Origin of the sequence: Curtobacterium sp. MCPF17_051 (assembly GCF_003234595.1) — a bacterium.
Taxonomy (GTDB): domain Bacteria; phylum Actinomycetota; class Actinomycetes; order Actinomycetales; family Microbacteriaceae; genus Curtobacterium; species Curtobacterium flaccumfaciens.
Window position 1 is genome coordinate 69368 of sequence record NZ_QKSE01000002.1, and the last position, 21828, is coordinate 91195.

General features: G+C 71.3%; 22 protein-coding genes, 1 tRNA gene and 1 pseudogene. 7 read left to right on the forward strand and 17 right to left on the reverse strand.

All coding sequences use genetic code 11. The features are described 5' to 3' along the window. Nucleotides 1-23: 23 nt before the first annotated feature. From DEJ35_RS01760 to DEJ35_RS17685, 5 genes and pseudogenes are all read left to right on the forward strand, one after another. A complete protein-coding gene (locus DEJ35_RS01760) occupies nt 24-563 on the forward strand; it encodes a GNAT family N-acetyltransferase (protein ID WP_110859296.1) in 540 nt (179 codons plus the stop codon). Nucleotides 564-616: 53 nt separating this feature from the next. Further along, on the forward strand, nt 617-1717 hold the full coding sequence (locus DEJ35_RS01765) for a hypothetical protein (RefSeq protein ID WP_110859295.1): 1101 nt from the start codon (nt 617-619) through the stop codon (nt 1715-1717). 25 nt (nt 1718-1742) lie between these two features. Beyond that, nucleotides 1743-2174, forward strand: a complete 432-nt coding sequence (locus DEJ35_RS01770; RefSeq protein WP_146238497.1) for a hypothetical protein — start codon at nt 1743-1745, stop codon at nt 2172-2174. Nucleotides 2175-2225: 51 nt separating this feature from the next. Beyond that, nucleotides 2226-2504: a restriction endonuclease gene (locus tag DEJ35_RS17680; protein ID WP_375342432.1), complete on the forward strand. Its 279-nt coding sequence runs from the start codon at nt 2226-2228 to the stop codon at nt 2502-2504. After that, a pseudogene (locus DEJ35_RS17685) lies at nt 2483-2590 on the forward strand (transposase); the annotation flags it as partial. The gene DEJ35_RS17680 and the pseudogene DEJ35_RS17685, both read left to right, overlap by 22 nt. 218 nt (nt 2591-2808) lie before the next feature. On the opposite strand, the gene DEJ35_RS01785 reads toward DEJ35_RS17685, so the two are convergent. The 3 genes from DEJ35_RS01785 to DEJ35_RS01795 all read right to left on the reverse strand — a co-directional run bounded on the left by DEJ35_RS01785 (nt 2809) and on the right by DEJ35_RS01795 (nt 4428). Next, a tRNA-Pro gene (locus DEJ35_RS01785) sits at nt 2809-2882 on the reverse strand. Between the two features lie 137 nt (nt 2883-3019). Beyond that, on the reverse strand, nt 3020-3601 hold the full coding sequence (locus DEJ35_RS01790; RefSeq protein ID WP_146238496.1) for a hypothetical protein: 582 nt from the start codon (nt 3599-3601) through the stop codon (nt 3020-3022). Beyond that, entirely contained in the window at nt 3598-4428 is an 831-nt protein-coding gene (locus tag DEJ35_RS01795; RefSeq protein WP_110859292.1) for an endonuclease/exonuclease/phosphatase family protein, read from the reverse strand. Before DEJ35_RS01795 ends, DEJ35_RS01790 begins: the two co-directional genes overlap by 4 nt. 70 nt (nt 4429-4498) lie before the next feature. Between DEJ35_RS01795 and DEJ35_RS01800 the strand changes: the two genes are divergently transcribed. Both DEJ35_RS01800 and DEJ35_RS01805 read left to right on the forward strand, forming a co-directional pair. Then, nucleotides 4499-5983 (forward strand): hypothetical protein, encoded by a 1485-nt coding sequence (locus tag DEJ35_RS01800; protein WP_111191932.1) that lies wholly within the window; start codon nt 4499-4501, stop codon nt 5981-5983. A gap of 75 nt (nt 5984-6058) precedes the next feature. Further along, nucleotides 6059-8206, forward strand: a complete 2148-nt coding sequence (locus DEJ35_RS01805; protein WP_181420007.1) for an ATP-dependent DNA helicase RecQ — start codon at nt 6059-6061, stop codon at nt 8204-8206. A 93-nt stretch (nt 8207-8299) separates the two neighbouring features. Here DEJ35_RS01805 and DEJ35_RS01810 read toward each other — a convergent pair whose 3' ends face one another. The 14 genes from DEJ35_RS01810 to DEJ35_RS01875 all read right to left on the reverse strand — a co-directional run bounded on the left by DEJ35_RS01810 (nt 8300) and on the right by DEJ35_RS01875 (nt 21808). After that, nucleotides 8300-8821: a hypothetical protein gene (locus tag DEJ35_RS01810; RefSeq protein ID WP_111192007.1), complete on the reverse strand. Its 522-nt coding sequence runs from the start codon at nt 8819-8821 to the stop codon at nt 8300-8302. Nucleotides 8822-8879: 58 nt separating this feature from the next. After that, nucleotides 8880-9506, reverse strand: a complete 627-nt coding sequence (locus DEJ35_RS01815; RefSeq protein ID WP_146244727.1) for a hypothetical protein — start codon at nt 9504-9506, stop codon at nt 8880-8882. A gap of 114 nt (nt 9507-9620) precedes the next feature. Beyond that, on the reverse strand, nt 9621-11141 hold the full coding sequence (gene der / locus DEJ35_RS01820) for a ribosome biogenesis GTPase Der (RefSeq protein WP_111191934.1): 1521 nt from the start codon (nt 11139-11141) through the stop codon (nt 9621-9623). 145 nt (nt 11142-11286) lie between these two features. Further along, nucleotides 11287-12024 carry a (d)CMP kinase gene (gene cmk, locus DEJ35_RS01825; protein WP_110859376.1) on the reverse strand — a complete coding sequence of 246 codons (738 nt, stop codon included), beginning with the start codon at nt 12022-12024 and terminating at the stop codon, nt 11287-11289. A 167-nt stretch (nt 12025-12191) separates the two neighbouring features. Continuing rightward, entirely contained in the window at nt 12192-13304 is a 1113-nt protein-coding gene (locus DEJ35_RS01830; RefSeq protein ID WP_111191935.1) for a prephenate dehydrogenase, read from the reverse strand. Between the two features lie 57 nt (nt 13305-13361). Further along, the gene (locus DEJ35_RS17510; protein WP_231495626.1) at nt 13362-14150 is read right to left on the reverse strand and encodes a pseudouridine synthase; all 789 of its coding nucleotides are present in this window, start codon (nt 14148-14150) and stop codon (nt 13362-13364) included. Between the two features lie 1225 nt (nt 14151-15375). Next, nucleotides 15376-16065 carry an SMC-Scp complex subunit ScpB gene (gene scpB / locus DEJ35_RS01840; protein ID WP_258378406.1) on the reverse strand — a complete coding sequence of 230 codons (690 nt, stop codon included), beginning with the start codon at nt 16063-16065 and terminating at the stop codon, nt 15376-15378. Next, nucleotides 16055-16858, reverse strand: coding sequence for a ScpA family protein (locus DEJ35_RS01845; protein ID WP_171907825.1), 804 nt, complete (start codon nt 16856-16858; stop codon nt 16055-16057). The genes scpB and DEJ35_RS01845 overlap by 11 nt, the downstream gene beginning before the upstream one ends. Then, entirely contained in the window at nt 16842-17717 is an 876-nt protein-coding gene (locus DEJ35_RS01850; protein WP_017885900.1) for a ParA family protein, read from the reverse strand. Before DEJ35_RS01850 ends, DEJ35_RS01845 begins: the two co-directional genes overlap by 17 nt. Before the next feature lie 86 nt (nt 17718-17803). Further along, on the reverse strand, nt 17804-18619 hold the full coding sequence (locus tag DEJ35_RS01855; RefSeq protein ID WP_111191937.1) for an SseB family protein: 816 nt from the start codon (nt 18617-18619) through the stop codon (nt 17804-17806). Between the two features lie 4 nt (nt 18620-18623). Continuing rightward, nucleotides 18624-19370, reverse strand: coding sequence for a bifunctional 1-(5-phosphoribosyl)-5-((5-phosphoribosylamino)methylideneamino)imidazole-4-carboxamide isomerase/phosphoribosylanthranilate isomerase PriA (gene priA, locus DEJ35_RS01860; RefSeq protein WP_111191938.1), 747 nt, complete (start codon nt 19368-19370; stop codon nt 18624-18626). A 97-nt stretch (nt 19371-19467) separates the two neighbouring features. Then, complete coding sequence (gene hisH, locus DEJ35_RS01865; protein WP_110893151.1) at nt 19468-20106, reverse strand: imidazole glycerol phosphate synthase subunit HisH; 639 nt, start codon at nt 20104-20106, stop codon at nt 19468-19470. After that, complete coding sequence (hisB, locus tag DEJ35_RS01870) at nt 20103-20705, reverse strand: imidazoleglycerol-phosphate dehydratase HisB (RefSeq protein ID WP_110859284.1); 603 nt, start codon at nt 20703-20705, stop codon at nt 20103-20105. Before hisB ends, hisH begins: the two co-directional genes overlap by 4 nt. Continuing rightward, nucleotides 20702-21808: a histidinol-phosphate transaminase gene (locus tag DEJ35_RS01875; RefSeq protein WP_110859283.1), complete on the reverse strand. Its 1107-nt coding sequence runs from the start codon at nt 21806-21808 to the stop codon at nt 20702-20704. Before DEJ35_RS01875 ends, hisB begins: the two co-directional genes overlap by 4 nt. Nucleotides 21809-21828 lie beyond the last annotated feature (20 nt).

The window sequence follows — 21828 nt, forward strand, 5'->3', positions numbered from 1 at the left end:
CTGCTCATCGCTACCGTGGCTGCATGGCCCAGCTGTTCCTGATCCGCACCACCACCGAAGATGACTGGGAGCGGGTTCGTGAGCTTCGCATCGAGAATGCGACCGACAATCCGATCTCCTACGGGGCCAGCCTGGAGTACACGCTCCACATGACGGAGAGCGACTGGCGGCTGCGCGCGAAGCGCGGGGACGGCCCCGACTCGACAAGCGTGGCCGCGATCGAGCGCACGTCAGGACGCTGGGTGGGAATGATGAGCGCCCAGCACGGTGATGTCGACGGGATGGCCCCGGTACTCACCGGGGTGTACGTCAGCCCCGACTTCCGAGGCCGTCGTCATGGCATCGCAGACGCGCTCCTGAAAAACGTCGTTGACTGGGCTGCCAGACGCGGCCCAACTCTGCGGCTGTACGTCTACGAGCACGCGGTACCAGCGATGCGCTTCTACTCGCGGCAAGGCTTCCATCCCACCGGCCGATACCGTCCCCTACAGCTCCTCGGCGACCGCCGTCCCGGCAATCAGACGATGCGGCTGCTTGAGATGAGTCGCGCACTGCAGCCCTGACGACGATCGGCGCCCTCAAAGTCGTTCCGAAAGCCGATCGGCTACCGAGACACGTGGGCATCGTCGAGGTGCTCGGCAGCATCGCCAGTCGGCGGCCGCGGGTCGTCTCAGCGAAGGACAGCACCTACGACACGTGGTCGGTGGTTCTCCGGAACCCTGCAGTCCTGCAGGCGGCGCCGTTCACCATCACCGGCGCCGATCACCTCCCTGCCGTCGTGCGAGCCGCAGCCGCCCCGTGGACGCCTCGGGAACAGTCGGACGTCACGGCCGCTCCGGCCCTGCAGCCGTCGTTACCGGCGGACCTGAGGGTGAAGCGCGGCTCGGCGCGGCGTGGGCGGGTCTGGCTGCTTCGTTTGGTTGATGACCTGTGCCGCGACTGTTGTTTTGCGATTGGGCGTTATGCGACTGTGACTTTGCTATGTAGAACGATGGGTCTGTGTTTCGGGTACCTGGACAACGATGTGCAGGTTCCGAATCAAGGGGGATTCATGCGTAAGCATTCGTACGTTCGTGTTGCGGCTCTGGGTGGGGCGATGACGCTCGCGGCTCTTACCATTGGAGCTGCCGCGCCGGCGCAGGCAGACACGACCGCTGCCACTGGGACCCGAGTAATCGACCAGACATCAACCGCGATGCCCGTCGACCACGCAGCTATGTCGGCGCTGAAAGCACGCCTGGACGTGTCGCCGTCATCGACGAGCCCCCGCGTCGCCAGTGCCGCACCGAACAGCATCAAGTCATCCGAAGAGGTTCCGCTCCCCGCAGGTGTCTCCCTCGAGCCGGGACAGACCGTGCAGGTCAACTACGCGGATGGCACCGCGATCCACACGGCAATCAGCGCGGCGTGCACGAGCTCCTCCACCGCGGAGAAGCCCTACAAGGAGTCTGGGTACGCGTGGAGCTACCACTCGCACCACTTGAGTGCCGGGTGCTCCGGGTCCACCTCCGTCAATGGCCTTCTCGAGACACCGGGTCTTCTCGGGTGGAACGCTCAGGACTTCGAGACGGTGACAGTCACGCCGAACTCAACTCTGTACTGGGCAACCGACAAGAAGTGCAAGGGAACGTCAAGCACCAGGTGGCACGGGCTGAACTCGATCGGTTCGTCGGTGACCGCGCAATCCGCCGAAGTGAAGCTGGCCTGCAGCGTCTAAGCTGCAGCCAATCTAGGGAGGCATCATGGCAATCTCCGATCTTCATCCGCCGACCACGGAAGTGCGCCGGCCGGCACGGCACCGGATCGCGTCCGTTGCGCTCGGAGTGGTGTTCGGGCTGGTCGCGTACTACGCCATCGCGGCAGTGTCGACCGCTCCTTCGTCCGGAGGGTTCTTCATCAGCCCTCTGATGCTGGTCCTGATCGGCGTGGTCGCCGCTGCCGCGGTGCTGGTAGCTGATCAGTGGCCGACTCTCGGACTCACCGCGGGGATCGTCATTCTCGCCATCGTTGCGTACGCGGTGTTCCAGCACGTCACGTGGACGTCGAACGATGCAGGTTCCCTGAACCCAGGGGCGCTCCTCGGCGTCGGCGCGGCGACTGGATACCCGATGATGCTCGGAGCGGCGATGATCGCCGCGTCTGCACGGAAACTGGTGAAGAAGCCCGTGGACTAGCCGACGGGGTGTCGTGGGTGGTTCCGCTTCCCTCGAACTCGCCAAATGGCGATGGCCCTCGACTGCTCCGGCGGTCGGGGGCTTTCGTCATCTCCGCTGCAGATCCCACGCAGCGCCGGTGTGACGACGGTCCGAGAGCTCAACGGCGTCCTACCAATTCATCGTGCGCAGCTCGGCATCGTGGTGACAACGGGGACGTTCACCCGGGGAGCGGTCACGACCGCCCGCCAGCTCGGCATCATCGACCCCACCCCGAACCGCACCGACACCGGGCAGGCCAAGCTGCTGGACATGGCGCTCGGCCGCTGCTCCCGGACGCGGTCCCGGTGATAGACCCGTTCCACGTCGTCAAGCTCGCCGGCGACGCGTTGGACCAGTACCAGCGCCGAGTGAAGCAGCACCTCCCCGGCCGCCGTCTACTGCTCGGTAGCCGGTCCTCCCACGCACCTCGGTGTCCAACTCGGACTCAGGCTCGAACCGGACGATCCGCGAGAAGACTCATGTCGCACATAGGTGGTCCGCTGAACGTCGCAATGAGGCAGCCCTGTGCGGACGACCCAACGACAGGCACAGGAACGAAGAAGCCCACCGAGATCCTCGGTGGGCTTCTGTCGTCGTGTCAGACACGTTTCGGTCGGGCTGACAGGATTTGAACCTGCGACCCCTTGACCCCCAGTCAAGTGCGCTACCAAGCTGCGCCACAGCCCGCGAGTTCCGGAGAACTCAGGATCCCGGAGGATCCTCGCCCACGTCCGACCGGAGCGCGAGCGACCGGTCCAGCATAGCGGACGTCAGACCCCCTCCGTGCCACGGCGAGTCGGAGCAACGCGACCCGAACGACACGCTCAGCCCGGCCGCACCACCTCGCGCCGCGCCGCCAACCACGGCAACCCGAGCCCGACGAGCAGCCCGCCGGACCCGTCCGCCGCCAGGTCCCCGATCGTGTCGTCGTACCCGACGAAGATCTTCGAGTCGACGAAGTTGTGCCCGAGCCACTCCCCCATCTCCCAGACCGCCCCGACCGCGAGTCCCGCACACAGCGCGAGCACCGCGACGACCACCCGGCGCTCGGCGTGCGGGGCCGGCACCGCCCGCAGGTCGGCACCGATGACGTAGAGCACCGCCGCGAGCAGCCCGGTCAGCACGACGTGCATGAACTTGTCCCACAGGAAGACGGTCGTGTACCACTCGAGCACGCTCGACCACCCGGCGACGAGTACGAGCACGCACACCGCCACGTCGAACGCCGGCCGCAGCCCGAGCATCCGCGGCACCACGACCCCGAGCAGCGCCAGTGCCATGACCGGGAACGCCGTCCCGCCCCACCCGACACTCGCCACGACGACGCTCACGAGCGTCAGCGCCCGCACCACGTCGGCCACCAGGAACCGCGGCCGCAGGAACGTCGGTCCGAGTATGGCGATCACGACGCCCACCGCAGGACCGCGTGCACGGCAGCGTGGTCGGACGGCCACACGCCGCCCGGCCGCCGCACGTCGACCGCGACGCGGTCCACCTCCGCCTCGGACGTCACGAGCACCCCGTCGATCCGCCGGCCACCGACGCGCGGGCTCCCGTAGTGCGGGTACGTCCCGTAGGGCTCACCCACCTGCCTGGAGGCCCGCCCCCAGCTGTCCTCGACCCCCGCCTCCGCCAGGGCTCGCCATGGCGCGGAACCGGCGGGGCTGTTCCAGTCGGCCATGACCACGGCGGGCAGGCCGCGCTGCCGGACGATCCGGCCGAGCAGTTCGGCGGACCGCAGCCGGGCCCACGGCGAGGCGACGTCGAGGTGGGTGGCGACGGCCAGGAACCGGACGCCGGTCGCGCGGTCGTCGACGACGGCTCCGACGGCGTGCCGGGGGAAGGACGTGGCCCACGACCGCGAGCCGGGGCGGTGGGGTGTGCGGGAGAGTGCCCAGGTACGGCGCTCGACGACGTCGAGGCGGGAGCGGTCGAGGAACAGGCCGACCTGTTCGCCACCGCCGCGCGTTCCCCGCCCGGCCAGGACGGGCTCCCAACCCGACCCGAGGCCGGACGTCAGGTCGTCTGCCTGCGTGGGCAGGGCCTCCTGGACGGCGAGGACGGTGGGCGCTTCGGACGTGACGAGCGCGAGGACGGCGTCGCGGCGGCGCTCCCAGGCGTCCGGGTGGGTCGGCTGTCGCGGCACGCGGCGACGCACGTTGAGCGTCATGCAGTGCACCTCGGGCGACCGGACCGGTCCGATGAGCGGGCGGTCGTCGGGGTGGTGGGGCATGCCTCCCTTCTACGAGACGACACCCGTCGGATTCCCAGGGACCTCTCCGTCTGACTCGTATGGTGGCTCGATGCGTTCTCGTTCCACCCCTCGTTTCCTGCTCGCGATCGCGGTGTCCGGGCTGCTGCTCGGAGCCGCCGGGTGCACGTCGAGCGGACCGGACACGAGCCGCCCGACCCTGGCGAAGGCCTCGGCCGACACCGTCACCGTCGCCGACGCCTCGGACGCCGCAGCCCGGTCCGTCCGCGTCAGCGAGGCCCTGTTCGCGAGTGCTCCCGGAGCGGTCGTCGCCCGGGCCGACGACACCGACGGGATCCGTGATGCGGCGAAGGCTGCGGCGAGCGCCCACGTCCCGGTGCTGCTGACGGCGAAGGACGACAAGAACACGAGCACCGCCGTCGCCCGCGAGCTCGACCGGCTCGGCGCCGACTGGTACCAGGCCGAGGGCGACGGGTCGCTCGACACGGACGTCGAACAGCGGCAGGCGCCGGACGGCGGTGACGCGCCGGAGTCGACCCGGGCCTCCCGGCAGGCGACCGTGGTGGTGGCGGACGCGAGTGCGGACGCCGCTGCCGTGGCGACCGCGAAGGCCGCCGGTGCCCGCGTCGTGACCATGCCGAAGGGGGTGACCGACCCGGCTGCCGCACCCGACGTGGTGACGGCGCTGCACGAACGACGGGACCACCCGACCGTCCTGGTCGGCGCGGCGTTCGACGCCCTGCCGGACCCGGAGTGGACGGTGCGGGCCGCCGAGGGTGGGTTCCAGCTGCGGAACGGCGGCCAGCGGCCGTTCGACGGGCACCGGTACGTCGCGCTGTACGGGGCTCCGGGGGCGCCGGCGCTGGGCGTGCTCGGCGAGCAGGGGCCGAAGGAGACCGTGCAGCGCGCCGAGCAGGTCGCGAAGCCGTACCGGGCGGAGTCCGACGAGCTCGTGACGCCCGCGATGGAGGTCATCGCGACCGTCGCCGCCGGGGACGCCGGAGCCGACGGCGACTACTCGACGGAGCTGCCGGTGTCGACGCTCGAGCCCTACGTCGACGCCGCGCACGACGCGGACATGCCGGTCATCATCGACCTGCAGCCCGGGCGGTCGGACTTCCTGTCGCAGGCCAAGAAGTACGAGTCGCTGCTGAAGAAGCCCGGCGTCTGGCTGGCGCTCGACCCGGAGTGGCGGCTGACGAAGGACCAGGTGCCCCTACAGCAGATCGGCAGCGTGTCGGCGTCCGAGGTGAACGAGGTGTCCTCGTGGCTGGCTGCGCTGGTGCAGAAGGAGGGGTTGCCGCCGAAGGCCCTGGTGCTGCACCAGTTCCGGCTGTCGATGATCCAGGACCGCTCCGCACTGCAGACCCACCCGGAGCTCGACATGCTCGTGCACGTCGACGGGCAGGGGGCGCAGCCGGACAAGCAGGCGACGTGGAAGGCACTGCACCAGGGCGCGCCGGAGGGGCTGCACTGGGGCTGGAAGAACTTCTACGACGAGGACACGCCCATGCTGACGCCCGCGCAGACCATGCAGGACGTGCAGCCGACGCCCTCGTTGGTCACGTACCAGTAAGCGCGCCCCGTCGCGTTGTCCACAGTCTGGAGGCGCGGGTCGGGTTTCGTCGGTTGCTCCTGACAGCATGGGGGCATGGACACCCCCACCGCCGCTCCGTCTGCCGCCCCGCCTTCTGCGGACATCGCCGCCGAGGCGCAGCAGGCGCTCGCTGCGCTCACGGGGCGCCCCGACGCGGTGTTCCACCCCGGCCAGCTCGAGGCGATCTCGGCGCTGGTCGAGCACCGGCAGCGCGCCCTCGTGGTGCAGCGCACCGGGTGGGGCAAGTCCGCGGTGTACTTCCTCGCGACGCTGCTGCTGCGCCGACGCGGGGGCGGCCCGACGGTCCTGGTGTCGCCGCTGCTCGCCCTGATGCGCGACCAGGTCGCCGCCGCCGCGCGGGCCGGTGTCCGTGCGGTGTCGATCAACTCCGCGAACGCCCACGAGTGGGGCGAGACCCAGGCCGCCCTCGCCCGTGACGAGGTCGACGTGCTCCTCGTCTCCCCCGAGCGACTGAACAACCCGAAGTTCCGCGACGAGCAGATGCCGACCCTGATCGCCCGGATGGGCATGCTCGTGGTCGACGAAGCACACTGCATCTCGGACTGGGGCCACGACTTCCGGCCGGACTACCGCCGACTGGCCGAGCTCATCCGGTCGCTCCCCCACGGCGTCCCCGTCCTGGCGACCACCGCGACGGCGAACGAGCGTGTGGTCGAGGACGTCGCCGAACAGCTCACCGCCGGCCCGGCCGACCCGGTGTTCACCATCCGCGGGTCCCTGGCTCGCAAGTCCCTGCGCCTCGGCGTGCTCACGCTGCCCGATGCCCGGCAGCGGCTCGGCTGGCTCCTCGCGCACCTCGGCGACCTGCCCGGCAGCGGCATCATCTACACGCTCACCGTCTCGGCGGCCGAGGACATCGCACGGCTGCTGCGCGACAACGGGTACGCCGTCCGTGCCTACACGGGGCGCACCGACACCGACGAGCGCGAACAGCTCGAACAGCAGCTCAAGGGCAACGAGCTGAAGGCCCTGGTCGCCACGAGCGCGCTCGGCATGGGGTTCGACAAGCCCGACCTCGGGTTCGTCGTGCACGTCGGGGCTCCCTCGTCGCCCGTCGCCTACTACCAGCAGATCGGTCGTGCGGGTCGTGCGACCGACAACGCGGACGTCCTGCTCCTGCCCGGGCGTGAGGACCGCGAGATCTGGCAGTACTTCGCCAGCGCCTCGATGCCGACCGAGGCCCGCGCCGCCGCCGTGCTCGGCGCCCTGTCCACCGACACCGCGATGTCGACCGTGGCGCTCGAGGGCCTGGTCGACATCAAGCGTTCCACCCTCGAACTCCTGCTCAAGGTGCTCGACGTCGACGGCGCCGTCCGACGCGTCACCGGTGGCTGGGTGTCGACCGGGCAGCCGTGGGAGTACGACGCACCCCGGTACGAGCGGGTCGCAGCGGCCCGCGCTGCCGAAGCAGCGTCGATGCTCGACTACGAGTCCACCTCGGCCTGCCGCATGCAGCTGCTGCAGCAGGACCTCGACGACCCCTCGGCCGAGCCCTGCGGCCGGTGCGACAACTGCGCCGGGGCGTGGTTCCCGACCGCCGTGTCCGACACCGACTCCTCCGGAGCCGCGGCCGCGCTCGACAAGGTCGGCGTCGAGATCGCCCCGCGTGCCCAGTGGCCCTCGGGGATGTCGTCGCTCGGGGTCTCGGTGCGGGGCAAGATCGGCGCGGACGAGCTCGTGCAGCCCGGCCGTGCGGTGGCGCGTCTGACCGACCTCGGCTGGGGAGGTCCCTTGCGTGCGCTGTTCTCACCGTCCACCCCCGATGCCCCGATCTCGCGCGAGCTCGTCGACGGCTGTGTCCGGGCGCTCAAGGACTGGCCGTGGGAGACCCGGCCGACCGGCGTCGTGGCGATGTCCTCGCGGTCGCGGCCCGAGCTCGTGGGGTCCCTCGCCCAGGCGCTGTCCACCATCGGGCGGCTGCAGTTCCTCGGCACGCTCGGCCGCGCCGGCGGGACCCCCCGTGGCGACGGCGCGACGAACAGCGCCTACCGACTGTCCGGCGTGTGGGACACCTTCGTGGTCGATCCATCGCTCGCCGCAGCCCTGCAGGCGCACGAGGGCCCGGTGCTGCTCGTCGACGACCTGGTCGACAGCCGGTGGACGATGACCGTCGCCGGCCGGGAGCTCCGGCGCGCCGGGGCCGCCGCAGTGCTCCCGTTCGCGCTGGCGACGGTCGCGTAGCGTGTCGCGCCGGTCTCGCACCACCGTTGCGACACTCCACGCGTCGATCGACTCGTGTTCTGTCGCAGATCCGGTCCGCCGCCTGCCGGAGGCCTACAGCCGCGCGGGCTTGGGGAACGTCGCCCGCATGTGGTCGGACGTCAGCACGTCGCCGATGCCGACCATGAGCACCGAGAACAGGATCTGCTCGATGACCATCCAGAACGGGTAGAGCCCCGGGATCGCCGCGACGATCAGGGTCACGATCGGGAAGATCCGGCTGAACAACCGCAGCCTCTGGTACGCCCAGTAGTACCCGAGCTGCGCCCGCCAGGCGAACACGTAGAGCGTCAGGGTGATGAGCAGCACCACGGTGGACCGGAACCACACCGCCCACGACAGGGTGTCCCCCGCGCGGGTCAGCAGCACGGCGACCACGATGGCGGTGAGCCCGACGACGGTCTCCGCGACGAGCAGCCACCGGATCCAGCGGAACGAGCGGACGGTGTCCGGGTGTTCGAGCATGTCCTCGCGTATCACGTACCCGGACTGTCGACCTCCGGCCAACCGATCGAGGCGCAGACGGCACCACACGCGGTCGGCGAGCACGCCGAGTCCGTCGTTCTGCTGCGTCACCACTCCATCGTGCCCCATCCCGAGGCCCCCGGCGGACGCAGCCCGGGGCACCGACGGCTCAGTCGGACGGGACGAGTGCCGCGCCGCCCAGCACGGTGCCTGTCCCGGCGTCGAGCAGGACCAGGGACCGGACCTCGTCGGGCAGTGACCACGGGTCGCTCAGCACGACGGTCAGCCCCTGTTCGACCCCGGCGGCCTGGAACAGCTCGTAGGACTCCCCGGCGGGCGTCCACACCGGCTTCGAACCACCACGCACCGTCCCCGCGGACAGCACGACGTCGACCGGGCCGTCCCCGCCGGTCTCCAGGTGGTCGATCTCCACAGCGAGGGTCTCGTCGCCCGTGTTCGCGGCGATCCGGACGTGCCCGGAGGCAGCGGCTCCGATGCCGACGATGTCTCCGGAGACCGGCGGGACGCGGCGCCACCACGGGTCGATGGGCGAGCCGTCGACCGGACGGACGGGTTCCTGCTCGATCGGTTCCTCGAGGGCGTTGGACGGCTGCAGCCGGACGTCGGGCGACCGCGCCGGCTCGGGGGCCACGGCGTCGGCACGCGTGACCGTGTCGCCGTCGTCGGACGTGTGCGAGATCGTCCACAGGGAGACCGAGCCCACGACGACCACACCGACGAGGACGCCCACCAGGGCGAGCCGACGTCGGTCCGCTGCCCACGGCCCGGTACGCACGCACCCATGATGCCGCACCGGCGCGCCGGACCGACTCCGGGCCTCCAGGCCGGACGCGAACGCAGAACGCGCCCCGACGGATCGAGGCGCGTTCTGCGTGACGGGTGGGAGGGCTCAGCGCTTCCGGCGCTCGCGCACCCGCATGTTGACGTTGATCGGCGTGCCGGAGAAGCCCCAGACCTCGCGGAGGCGGCGCGTGATGAAGCGTCGGTACTGCGGGTCGAGGAACGCCGACGTGAAGAGCACGAAGGTCGGCGGCTGGCTCGATGCCTGGGTCCCGAACAGGATGCGGGGCTGCTTGCCGCCGCGCACGGGGTGGGGGTGCTCCTGCACGAGCTCGGCGATGAAGGCGTTGACCTTGCCGGTCGGGATGCGGGTGTCCCACGACTCGAGGGCGGTCTCGAGCGCCGGCACGAGCTTCTCGAGGTGGCGGCCCGTGCGGGCGGAGATGTTCACGCGCGGGGCCCAGGCGACGTGCGCCAGGTCCTGCTCGATCTCGCGCTCCAGGTAGCGGCGTCGCTCGTCGTCGAGCAGGTCCCACTTGTTGTAGGCCAGCACGAGGGCCCGGCCGGACTCCAGGACGAGGTCGATGATGCGGAGGTCCTGCACGGAGACCGGCTCGGTGACGTCGAGGACGACGACGGCGACCTCGGCCTTCTCGAGCGCGGCGGTGGTGCGGAGCGAGGCGTAGAAGTCCGCGCCCTGCTGCAGGTGCACGCGCTTGCGGATGCCGGCGGTGTCGACGAAGCGCCAGACCTTGCCGCCGAGCTCGATCTGCTCGTCCACCGGGTCGCGCGTGGTGCCGGCGAGGTCGTTCACGACGACCCGCTCTTCACCGGCGGCCTTGTTGAGCAGCGAGCTCTTGCCGACGTTCGGACGCCCGAGGATGGCCACGCGGCGGGGGCCGCCGACCTCCTGCTTGGCGACGGCCGACGTGTCGGGCAGCGTCTTGATGATCAGGTCGAGCAGGTCCGCGACGCCGCGGCCGTGCAGCGCGGAGACCGGGTGCGGCTCACCGAGGCCCAGGTTCCAGAGCTCGGACGCGTCGAGGTCGCGGCGCTCGTCGTCCGACTTGTTGGCGACGACGATGACGGGGCGGTCGGTGCCGCGGAGCATCTTCACGACGTGCTCGTCGGTGGCGGTGATGCCGACCGTGACGTCCACGACGAAGAGCACGGCGTCGGCCAGGTCGATCGCGACCTCGGCCTGCGCGGCGACGGAGGCGTTGATGCCCTCGGCGCCGGGCTCCCAACCGCCGGTGTCGACGAGGGTGAAGCGCTTGTCGTTCCACTCCGCCTTGTAGCTGACGCGGTCGCGGGTGACGCCGGGGACGTCCTGCACCACGGCTTCACGGCGACCGAGAATGCGGTTGACGAGCGCCGACTTGCCGACGTTCGGGCGACCGACGATCGCGAGCACCGGGTAGGCCGGCAGGTAGTACAGGCCGTCGTCGCCGACCTGGCCCGCTTCGAGCAGGGCGAGGTCTTCGTCCTCGAGGTCGTACTCCTCGAGGCCGGCGCGGAGCGCGGTGGCGCGCTGCTCCGCCTCTGCCTCGTCGAGTCCGGCGAGCCGCTCGCCGAGGGCGTCGTCGTACTCGGGGAAGTCGTCGTTGTCCGGGTTGTCCAGCTGAGCCATCTTGTGTTCCTCGCGAGCGGCCGGGGCCGCGGTGTCGGTGGCCGTTGCCGGCCGGGGCCGGGGGTCCGGCCGTGGTGACCGGGCCGCCGAGGCGGTCCGGTCTGCGTCAGTGCGTGACCGGGCGGCCGAGGCCGTCCGGTGTGCGTCAGTGCGTGGCCGCGCGGGCCAGGTCGACGACCGCCTGCACGGTCTGGTCGAAGTCGAGGTCGGTGGAGTCGAGCGTCGTGACGCCGTCGGCGGCGTTCATGAAGTCGACGACCTTCGCGTCCGCCGCGTCGCGACGAGCGAGTGCTGCGGAGGTCTCGGCGGCCGACTGGGTCGTGACCTCTGCCGAGCGTCGGGCCATTCTAACGGACTCGTCGGCCGTCAGCAGGATCCGGACCTCGGCGTCCGGCGCGACGACCGTGGTGATGTCCCGGCCCTCGGTGATGATGCCCGGGGCGTCGGTCTTCCGCATCACGTTCCGGAACAGCTGGACCAGGCGCTTCCGGACGTCCGGGAGCTTCGCGATGTGGGCGACCGCGCCGGTGACGTCGGGGGTGCGGATGGCGTCGGTGACGTCGGTCTCCCCCACCTTGACGTAGTAGTCGTCGGGGTCGGTGCCGATGGCGTAGTCGAAGGTGTCCCAGCTCGCCAGGATCGCCGCGGCGTCGTCGAGGTCGACCCGCTGCTGCAGGGCGTGCCACGCGAGTGCACGGTAGGCGGCGCCGGTGTCCTGGTAGCCGTAGCCCAGGGCGCGGGCTGCCGCACGGGAGACGCTCGACTTGCCGCTGCCTGCGGGGCCGTCGACCGCGATGACGATCTTCGCCACGTAGGCGCCGTCGGCCAGGCCGGACGGAATCGGGGCGCTGGTCGAGCCGGGCTCGCCGCCGGGCTGGCCCATGCCGCCAGCCGGACCGCCGAGGGGGCCGCCCTCAGCACCGCCGCGTGCCCCGTCACCGGGCGTCGGCGTCGGCGTCGGCAAGCCGGAGTCGGGCCCGTCGGTCCCGCCAGCCGGAGCGCGCCCGCCGGCCACACCCGAGTCGTTCGTCGCTGCGTTCGTGTCGTCGTTCAGGCCCATGCTGCTGCGATCCTCCATCCGCGCCCCTCGAGTTCCTCGACGAGTCGCTGTTCCTGCTCGGGCAGCACCGACACCTCGACGATGCCGATCTGTGCGCCCGGTGAGTGCTCGAGGCGCATGTCCTCGAGGTTGATGCCGATCTCCCCGATGAACGTCAGGAGTGCGGCGATCTGCCCGGGGGTGTCGTCGACGAGGACGACCACCTGAGCGAAGCGCTTGGTGGTGCCGTGCTTGCCCGGCAGCCGTTCGACCCCACGGTTGCCGTCGGCGATGGTCTCGGCGATGGTGCGCGGCGAACCGGCACCGTCCGGGTCGCCGAGGGCGTCGATCACGCGGGACAGGTCGTCGCGCAGGTCGGTGAGCACCGGCCGGATGTGCCGGGCGTTCGCCCCGATGATCTGCACCCACAGCCCGGGGTCGCTCGCGGCGATCCGGGTGACGTCGCGCACGCCGCCGCCGGCCAGGCCGAGCGACCCGTCCGGGGCGTCCCGCAGGCGCGAGGCCATCAGCGTCGACACGAGCTGCGGTGCGTGCGAGACGTACGCCACGGCGAGGTCGTGCGACTCCGGGTCCATCGGCACGACGGTGGCACCGAGGTCGAGCGCGAGGTCCTCGACCGCCGCGGCACGCTGGTACGTGATGCCGTCGTGCCCGGCGATCACCCACGGGCGCCCGAAGAACAGGTCGGCGCGGGCGGCGGTCGGCCCGCTGCGCTCACGCCCCGCCATCGGGTGCGAACCGATGTACCGGGAGACGTCGGCGCCGGCAGCCACCAGGGCAGCGAGCGGCCCGGACTTCACGCTGGCGACGTCGGTCACCACGGCGTCCGGGTAGGCGGCGAGTTCTCGCTCCACCACGGTCGCGACGACGTCAGGCGGCACCGCGACGACGACGAGCTCCGGCTGGTCGCCGGCAGCCGATCGACGCCCGGCGCCGTAGTCCACGGCGAGCGCCAGTGCGGCGGGTGAGACGTCGTCGAGGACGACGTCCACGCCCTTCTCACGCAGGGCCAGACCGATCGAGGCACCGAGCAACCCGGCACCGACGACCCGGACCGGGCCACGCAGACGGCGGTCGATGTCGGTCGGGTTCACGTCGGTCACCGGGCAAGCCTACCGATCGGGTCTCGGGCATCGGTCGATGCCCGAGACCCGGCTCGGTCAATCGGCCGACTCGTCCTCGTACTCGTCGTCGTCCTGGTCCAGCGCGACGTCGCGGTCGTCACGAGCGGACGGCTTCGCGTCACGGACGGTGCTGAGCAGCTTGCCGACCTCGACCGTGCCGAGCTCGCGCATCTTGCCGGGCGGCAGGCTGCCCAGGTGCAGCGGTCCGAACGACCGGCGGACGAGTTCGAGGACCGGGTGGTCGACGGCTTCGAGCATGCGGCGGACGATGCGGTTGCGGCCGGAGTGCAGCGTGATCTCCACGAGCGATTCACCCCGCGAGGACTCGAGCAACCGCACCTTGTCGGCCTTGATCGGACCGTCCTCGAGCTCGACGCCCTCGGTCAGGCGCTGCACCACGGCAGGGTTCACGTTGCCGTGGACCTTCGCGATGTACGTCTTCTGCACGCCGAACGACGGGTGCGCCAGCACGTGTGCCAGGTCGCCGTCGTTCGTCAGGACGAGCAGCCCGGAGGTCTCGGTGTCGAGACGGCCGACGTTGAACAGGCGCTCCTCGTAGCGGTCCACGAACTCGGTCAGGTCGCGTCGACCGCGCTCGTCCTGCAGGCTCGAGACGACACCGGTCGGCTTGTTCAGGACGATGTACCGCCGCGACGAGTCGATCTGCACCGGCACGCCGTCGACGCTGATCGCGTCCTTCTCGGGGTCGACGCGACGCCCGAGGGCGTCCACGACCTCGCCGTTGACCGTCACGCGGCCCTCGACGATCAGGTTCTCCGCGACCCGGCGGGATGCCACGCCGGCAGCGGCGATCACCTTCTGCAGGCGCTCACCCTCTGCCTGGAGGCCCGGCTGGGCCCCGGCAGGCGCCGTTCCGTCCGCCGCGTCCCAGTCCTCGATGATCGGCCGTTCGGGCGTGCCCTCGGCCGGGTTGCCCCGGTCGTCGCGCTGCCCGCTCGGCTTCGGCGTGGTGCGGTCGCTGTTGCGGACGCTCGTGGTGCCGCCGACGTAGCGGCGGCCGTTGTGCCAGACGCGGCTCTGCTGGCCGTCGGGGGTGCGACGGTCGTCGCGGGGAGCGGAACTGCCACGGTCGTCGCGACCCCGGTACCCACCACGATCATCACGCGGAGCCGAAGCCCCACGGTCGTCACGACCCCGGTACCCACCACGGTCATCACGCGGAGCCGAGTTGCCGCGGTAGCCGCCACGGTCGCCGCCACGGTCATCACGCGGAGCCGAAGCCCCGCGGTAGCCGCCACCGGAGCGGTCGTCACGACCCCGGTACCCACCACGGTCATCACGCGGAGCCGAAACCCCACGGTCGTCACGACCCCGGTAGCCGCCACGGTCGTCACGGGGAGCCGAGTTGCCGCGGTAGCCACCGCGGTCATCACGCGGAGCCGAAGCACCACGGTCGTCACGACCCCGGTACCCACCACGGTCATCACGCGGAGCCGACCCTCGGTAGCCACCCCGGTCGTCACGCGGAGCGGAAGCACCACGGTCGTCGCGACCCCGGTACCCGCCACGGTCGTCACGCGGCGCCGAAGCCCCGCGGTACCCACCGCGATCGCCACCACCGGAACGGTCGTCACGACCCCGGTAGCCACCTCGGTCGTCACGCGGAGCCGGGGCACCACGGTACCCACCGCGGTCGTCACGCGGCGCGGAGCCACCACGGTCGTCACGGCCGCGGTAGCCACCGCGGTCATCGCGCGGCGCCGAACCTCGGTAGCCACCACGCTCATCACGCGGAGCGGAGCCTCGGTAGCCACCGCGGTCCCCACCACGCTCGTCCCGCTGCGCCGAAGCCCCGCGGTACCCACCACGGTCGCCGCCACGATCGTCGCGCGACGGGTACCCGCCGCGCCGGTCGTCGTCACGCGGCGGGCGTGCGCCCCCGCGGTCGTCGCGACCGTACCCGCCGGAGCGGCCACCGGCACCAGAGCCGGCCCCGCCGCGTCCGCCGGCCGGTCGGCCGGAGCGATCCGGGCCTCCTGAGCGTCCGCTGCGGTCGTCTCGGTCTCGGGGCGCGCCGCGCCCCCGGTCGTCAAACCCTGCCATCGGGGATCCCTTCGTTCTGCTCGAAGCCGTCCGCACCGTCGTCCAGGAGGGGCGAGATGAGCGGCAGCTCGTCGAGCGAGTTGATGCCGAGCTGCTGCAGGAGCAGGTCGGACGTGACGTAGTTGATGGCGCCGGTCTCGGCGTCGGTGAACGACTCCTCGATGAGGCCGCGTGCCACCAGGGTCCGGACGACGCCGTCGACGTTGACGGCGCGGATCGCAGCGATCTGCGAGCGGGTGATCGGCTGCTTGTAGGCGACGACAGCCAGGGTCTCGAGCGCGGCCTGGGACAGCCGCGAGGGGCGCTCGGCCTCGACGAACTGCTCGACCACGGGGTCCAGGTCGGCGCGGACGTAGAAGCGCCAGCCGCCACCGACCTCGCGCAGTTCGAAACCGCGGCGGATCGTGCCGTCGACGCCGTCGAAGTCCGCGACGAGACGTTCGATCGCCTGGCGGACGGCGGGGACGGGCGAACCGACCGCAGCGCCGAGCGCGACGAGCGACTGGGGCTGGTCGGCGATCATCAGGATCGCCTCGAGCTGACGGTCGATGGGGATGGTGGGGTGGGCCGGCGACGCGGCGCGTTCGTGGAGCTCGTGCTCGATCGCGCGGGCGTCGGCCATCTCGTCGGCGCCGCCGGGTTCGGCGCTGGACGTGTCGTGCACGTCATCCGTCATAGTCGGCTCCCAGGTTCGCGAGGCTCTCGTCGGACCAGTCCTCGGCGGTCCACCGCAGTGTCAGCTCCCCGAGCGGCTCGAGCTGCTCGAACGAGATCGACGCGTTCCGGTACAGCTCGAGGATCGCGAGGAAGCGAGCCACCACGATACCCGTCTGGTCGACGCCCGCGACCAGTTCGCGGAACGAGACGCCCTCACCATCGCGGGTGCGGAGGATCGAGACGACGATCGCGGCTTGTTCGCGGATGCTGATGAGCGGGGCGTGCAGGTGGTCGAGGCCGACGGTCGGGATCTCCCGCGGGGCGAAGGCCAACGCGGCCAGTGCGGCGAAGTCCTGCACCGACAGCGTCCAGACGAGTTCGGGTGTGCGGGCGCGGAACCGCTCCTCGAGCCGGACGCTGCGGACGTGCCGGCGCGACTCGACGCCCCAGCGCTCCCCGAACCAGTCGGCGGCCTGCTTGAAGGCCCGGTACTGCAGCAGCCGGGCGAACAGCAGGTCACGGGCCTCGAGCAGGGCCACGTCCTCGGCGTCCACGAGCTCACCCTGGGGCAGCAGCCCGACGATCTTCAGGTCGAGCAGGGTCGCCGCGACGACCAGGAACTCGCTGGCCTCGTCGAGCTCGTCGGCGGACTCGGCCTGCCGGACGTACTGGATGAACTCCCCCGTCACGGCACCGAGCGACACCTCGGTGATGTCGAGCTCGTGCTTCGTGATGAGCGACAGCAGGAGGTCGAACGGTCCGTCGAAGTTGGCGAGCCGGACCCGGAACCCCGCGTCAGGCGACGGCGCCACGCTGGACGAGCTCTCGTGCGAGCTGCCGGTAGGCGTGGGCGGCAGGGTGGTCCGGCGCGGTCTGCGTGATCGGGCGTGCGGACACCGTGGCGTCCGGGAACTTCACGGTGCGGCCGATGACGGTGTCGAGCACGCGGTCGTCGAAGGTGTCTACGACCCGCTCCATGACCTCGCGCGAGTGCAGCGTGCGCGAGTCGTACATGGTCGCCAGGATGCCGTCGAGCTTGAGCGCCGGGTTGAGGCGGTCACGCACCTTGTCGATCGTCTCGATGAGCAGGGCGACACCGCGGAGCGCGAAGAACTCGCACTCGAGCGGGATGAGCACGCCGTGCGCCGCGGTCAGGGCGTTCACGGTGAGCAGGCCGAGCGACGGCTGGCAGTCGACCAGGATCACGTCGTAGTCGTTCGCCACCTTGCGCAGCACGCTCGCCAGGATCTGCTCGCGGGCGACCTCGTTGACCAGGTGCACCTCGGCCGCGGACAGGTCGATGTTCGCCGGGATGACGTCGAGGCCGGGGGTGTTCGTCGGCTGGATGACCTGGTTCGGGTCCTTCACGGCACCCATCAGCAGGTCGTAGACGGTGTGGATGTCGTGCGTCCGGACGCCGAGGCCCGCGGACAGCGCGCCCTGCGGGTCGAAGTCGACGGCCAGGACCTTGCGGCCGTACTCCGCGAGCGCGGCGCCCAGGTTGATGGCCGTCGTGGTCTTGCCGACGCCGCCCTTCTGGTTGCAGAGCGCGATGATGCGGGCGGGTCCGGTGCTGTCGAGCTCCTCGGGTACGGGGAAGTCCCGGACGGGACGCCCCGTCGGACCGTGGGTGGTCGCGCCGGTGGGGTTGGTCGTCGGGTTCGGGCTCACCCCGTCATCGTACCGGCGACCTCGGGCTGGGCCGGGCCGCACCGCCGCGGGACCCCTGCGCTGCTGGCTGCGGCCGCTGCTGCTCGTCAGGCAGCGCGCAGGGCGACGCGCATGCTGTCGACGCGCTCCGCGATCACGGGGTCGGTCGACCACCGCTGCTGCAGCCGGCCGACGAGCTCGCCGACCTGCTCGCGGTCGAGCCCCGGGTGCAGCGCCAGGCCCACCGTCAGCTCCGGCCCGGCGAACCGTCCGACCGGGTCGCCCGGCGCGAGTTCGACACGGGCGACGCTGGGCTCCCCCTCGACCGAGGCGGCGAAGGCCCGGGCCACCTCGGGGTCCTCGAAGCACGGGGTCCACGGCAGGTCCTGCCCGAGCGCCCACACGGCCGGACGACGCAGCACGAACTCGGTCGGCGACTTCGGGTCGAGCACGACGAGCTGGGTGTCCTCGCTCGCCGCGGCCATCGCCACACGGCGGGATTCCACCGGCACCGGGCGCGCCTCCGGATCCCACGCGTGCACGGCGTCCACCGAGGTGAACGCCGGCATCACGCTGCGACCGTCCGGACCGGCGACCGTCACGATCGAGAGTTCCTGGGTCTTGTCGACGAGTTTGCCCTCGTCGGTCTCCCCCACGTCGCCGGCCTCGGCGATGAGCGGGATGAGCAGGCGCGCGGTGCGGAGTGCCTCGACGATCGCACCCTGGGAGGCACCGCCGACGAGCGCACCGATGGCCGCGACCACCGCGGGGTCGGCGAGCCCGTCGTCATCGGCGAACGCGGTGTCGTGGTGGTCGAACGTGCGACCTTCCCACGAGAAGCCCGCCGAGTCCGCCGCCCCACCGGGGGTGTGCGCGTCGTCGGCGTCGGGCCCGGTGCCGCGGCCGTTCGAGATGCCCGCCACGGCGTTACTCGGAGGCGACGTCGAGTGCGGCCGGCAGCGTGAACGCCCCGGAGTACAGCGCCTTGCCGATGATCGCGCCCTCGAGCCCGTACGGCACGAGTTCGCGGAGCGCACGGAGGTCGTCGAGCGTCGAGATCCCGCCCGAGGCCACCACGGGCTGGTCGGTCCGGTCGCACACCTGGCGGAGCAGTTCGACGTTCGGCCCCTGCAGCGTGCCGTCCTTCGTGACGTCGGTCACCACGTAGCGGGCACAGCCGGCGGCTTCCAGCCGGTCGAGCGCCTCCCACAGGTCACCGGCGTCCTCGGTCCAGCCACGGCTCGACAGCGTGGTGCCGCGGACGTCCAGCCCGACGGCGATCTGCTCGCCGTACTCACCGATCACACGAGCGGCCCAGTCGGGGTTCTCGAGCGCCGCGGTGCCGAGGTTCACGCGGGCCGCGCCGGTCGCCAGTGCCGCTTCGAGCGAGGCGTCGTCGCGGATGCCGCCGGACAGCTCGACGGAGACGCCCTCGGCCTCGCGGACGGCGTGCGCGATCACCCGGCGGTTGTCGCCACGCCCGAAGGCCGCGTCGAGGTCGACGAGGTGGATCCACTCGGCGCCCTGGTCACGCCAGGTCCGGGCAGCGGCGACGGGGTCGCCGTAGCCGGTCTCGCTCCCCGCCTCGCCCTGGGTGAGTCGCACGGCCTGTCCGTCGATGACGTCGACAGCCGGCAGCAGGACGAGGGGCGGGGTGTCGGTGAGGTCGGTCATGGTCCTGTCGGTTTCGTTGCGGTGGAGAAGGGGCTGCGGACGGCCGGGAGGCCCGGTGCGCGTCCGGCACGGCCGTCGCGCTCGGCGCCAGCCGGGTTCAGAGCGAACGCACCCAGTTGGAGAGCAGGCGGATGCCCGGCTCGCCGGACTTCTCGGGGTGGAACTGCGTGGCGGTGAGCGGCCCGTTCTCGACCGCGGCGATGAACTTCTGGCCGTGCTCGGCCCAGGTCAGACGGGGCGCGCGGAACGGCCCGTACGCCTCGAGCGGGAAGTCGGTCACGCCGTAGGAGTGCACGAAGTAGAAGCGCTCGTCGTGCAGCCCGTCGAACAGCACGGAGTCCTCGGGGGCCTGCACGGTGTTCCAGCCCATGTGCGGCAGCACCTCGGCCTGGATCTCCTGCACCGTGCCGGGCCACTGGCCGAGCCCTTCGACGTCGGCACCACGCTCGATGCCCCGCGAGAACAGGACCTGCATGCCGACGCAGATGCCGAGCACGGGTCGCCCGCCGGCCAGACGGTGGTCGACGATCTCCCCGCCCTGCACGCCCTCGAGCTGGTCGATCACGGCGGCGAACGCCCCGACGCCGGGGACGAGCAGGCCGTCGGCCTTGAGCGCCGCCTGCTTGTCCGAGGTCAGCGTGACATCAGCCCCGGCGCGCTCGAGCGCCTTGGCGGCGGAGTGGACGTTGCCCGACCCGTAGTCGAGGACGACGACGTTCGGCTTGGCGGCGGTCACAGTGCGCCCTTCGTGGAGGGGATGCCGTCGACGCGCGGGTCCAGTTCGACCGCCTTGCGCACGGCTCGGGCGAACGCCTTGAACTCGGCTTCGGCGATGTGGTGGGGGTCGCGGCCCTCGAGCACGCGGACGTGGACGGTGATGCCGGCGTTGAACGTGATCGCCTCGAACACGTGGCGGACCATCGAGCCGGTGAAGTGACCACCGATGCGGTGGAACTCGAAGCCCGCGGGCTCGCCGGAGTGCACGAGGAACGGACGCCCGGAGACGTCGACGACGGCCTGGGCGAGCGCTTCGTCCAGCGGGACCAGGGCGTCGCCGTACCGGCCGATGCCGGAGCGGTCGCCGAGGGCCTGCTTGATCGCCTGTCCGAGCACGATGCCGGTGTCCTCGACCGTGTGGTGCACGTCGATCTCGGTGTCACCCGTCGAGCGCACCCGCAGGTCGATCAGGGAGTGCTTGCTGAACGCGGTCAGCATGTGGTCGAAGAACGGGACGGAGGTCGAGATCGACGAGGTCCCGGTGCCGTCCAGGTCGAGCTCGAGTTCGACACTCGATTCGCTCGTCGAACGGCTGATCGAGGCGGTGCGGGCGGTCATGCCTCAACCCTAACCGGCGGCTGCTCGGCGGCGACCTGCCGCATGGCGTCGAGGAACGCGGTCGTCTCGGCTTCGGTCCCCGCACTCACCCGCAGGTGGTTCGGGATGCCGAGGTCGCGCACGATGACGTCGTGCTCGAGCAGTGCCTCGAACGCGGCGTGCGGGTCGGCGACACCACCGAACAGCACGAAGTTCGACCAGGTCTCGTAGGTGCGGTACCCCATGGCCCGGAGCGCGGTGACCATGCGGTCGCGCTGCCCCTTGATGTCGTCGACCATCGCCAGCATCTCGGGGGCGTGCCGGAGTGCCGCGATCGCCGCCGCCTGGGTCAGCGCGGACAGGTGGTACGGCAGCCGGACCAGCCGGACGGCGTCGACGACGGCGGGGTGCGCGGCCATGTACCCGACCCGGGCACCGGCGAACGCGAACGCCTTGCTCATCGTGCGGGAGACCACGAGGCGCTCACGACCGGGCAGCAGCGTGAGGGCGCTCGGAGCGTCGGACGGCATGAACTCGGCGTACGCCTCGTCCACCATCACGATGCCGTCGGTCGCGTCGTAGGCGGCCGCGATCGTCTCGATCTCGAGCGGGGTGCCAGTCGGGTTGTTCGGCCCGCACAGGAACACGATGTCCGGCTGGTGCTCACGGATCGCCGCCACGACGGTCTCGGGTGAGATGCGGAACTCGTCGTCCCGCTGGGCCGGGATCCACCTGGTGCCGGTGCCCGACGCGAGGATCGAGTGCATCGAGTAGGTGGGCGGGAACCCGAGCACCGAGCGACCCGGCCCGCCGAACGCCTGGAGGAGCTGCTGCAACACCTCGTTCGACCCGTTCGCCGCCCAGAGCTGCTCGGCGGTCAGGTCGTGCCCGAGGTAGTCGGCGAGGGACTGTCGGAGCTCGGTGAACTCGCGGTCCGGGTACCGGTTCACCGTGAGCAGCGCTTGCCGGATCGACTCGACGATGTCGGCAGCCACGTCGTCCGGAACGGGATGCGTGTTCTCGTTGACGTTGAGCTGCACGCGGACGTGCTTCTGCGGGGCGCCGTAAGGGCTCTGCCCGCGCAGGTCGTCTCGGATCGGGAGGTCTTCGAGCGTGAATGCCACCGATCCATCGTAGGCCGCTG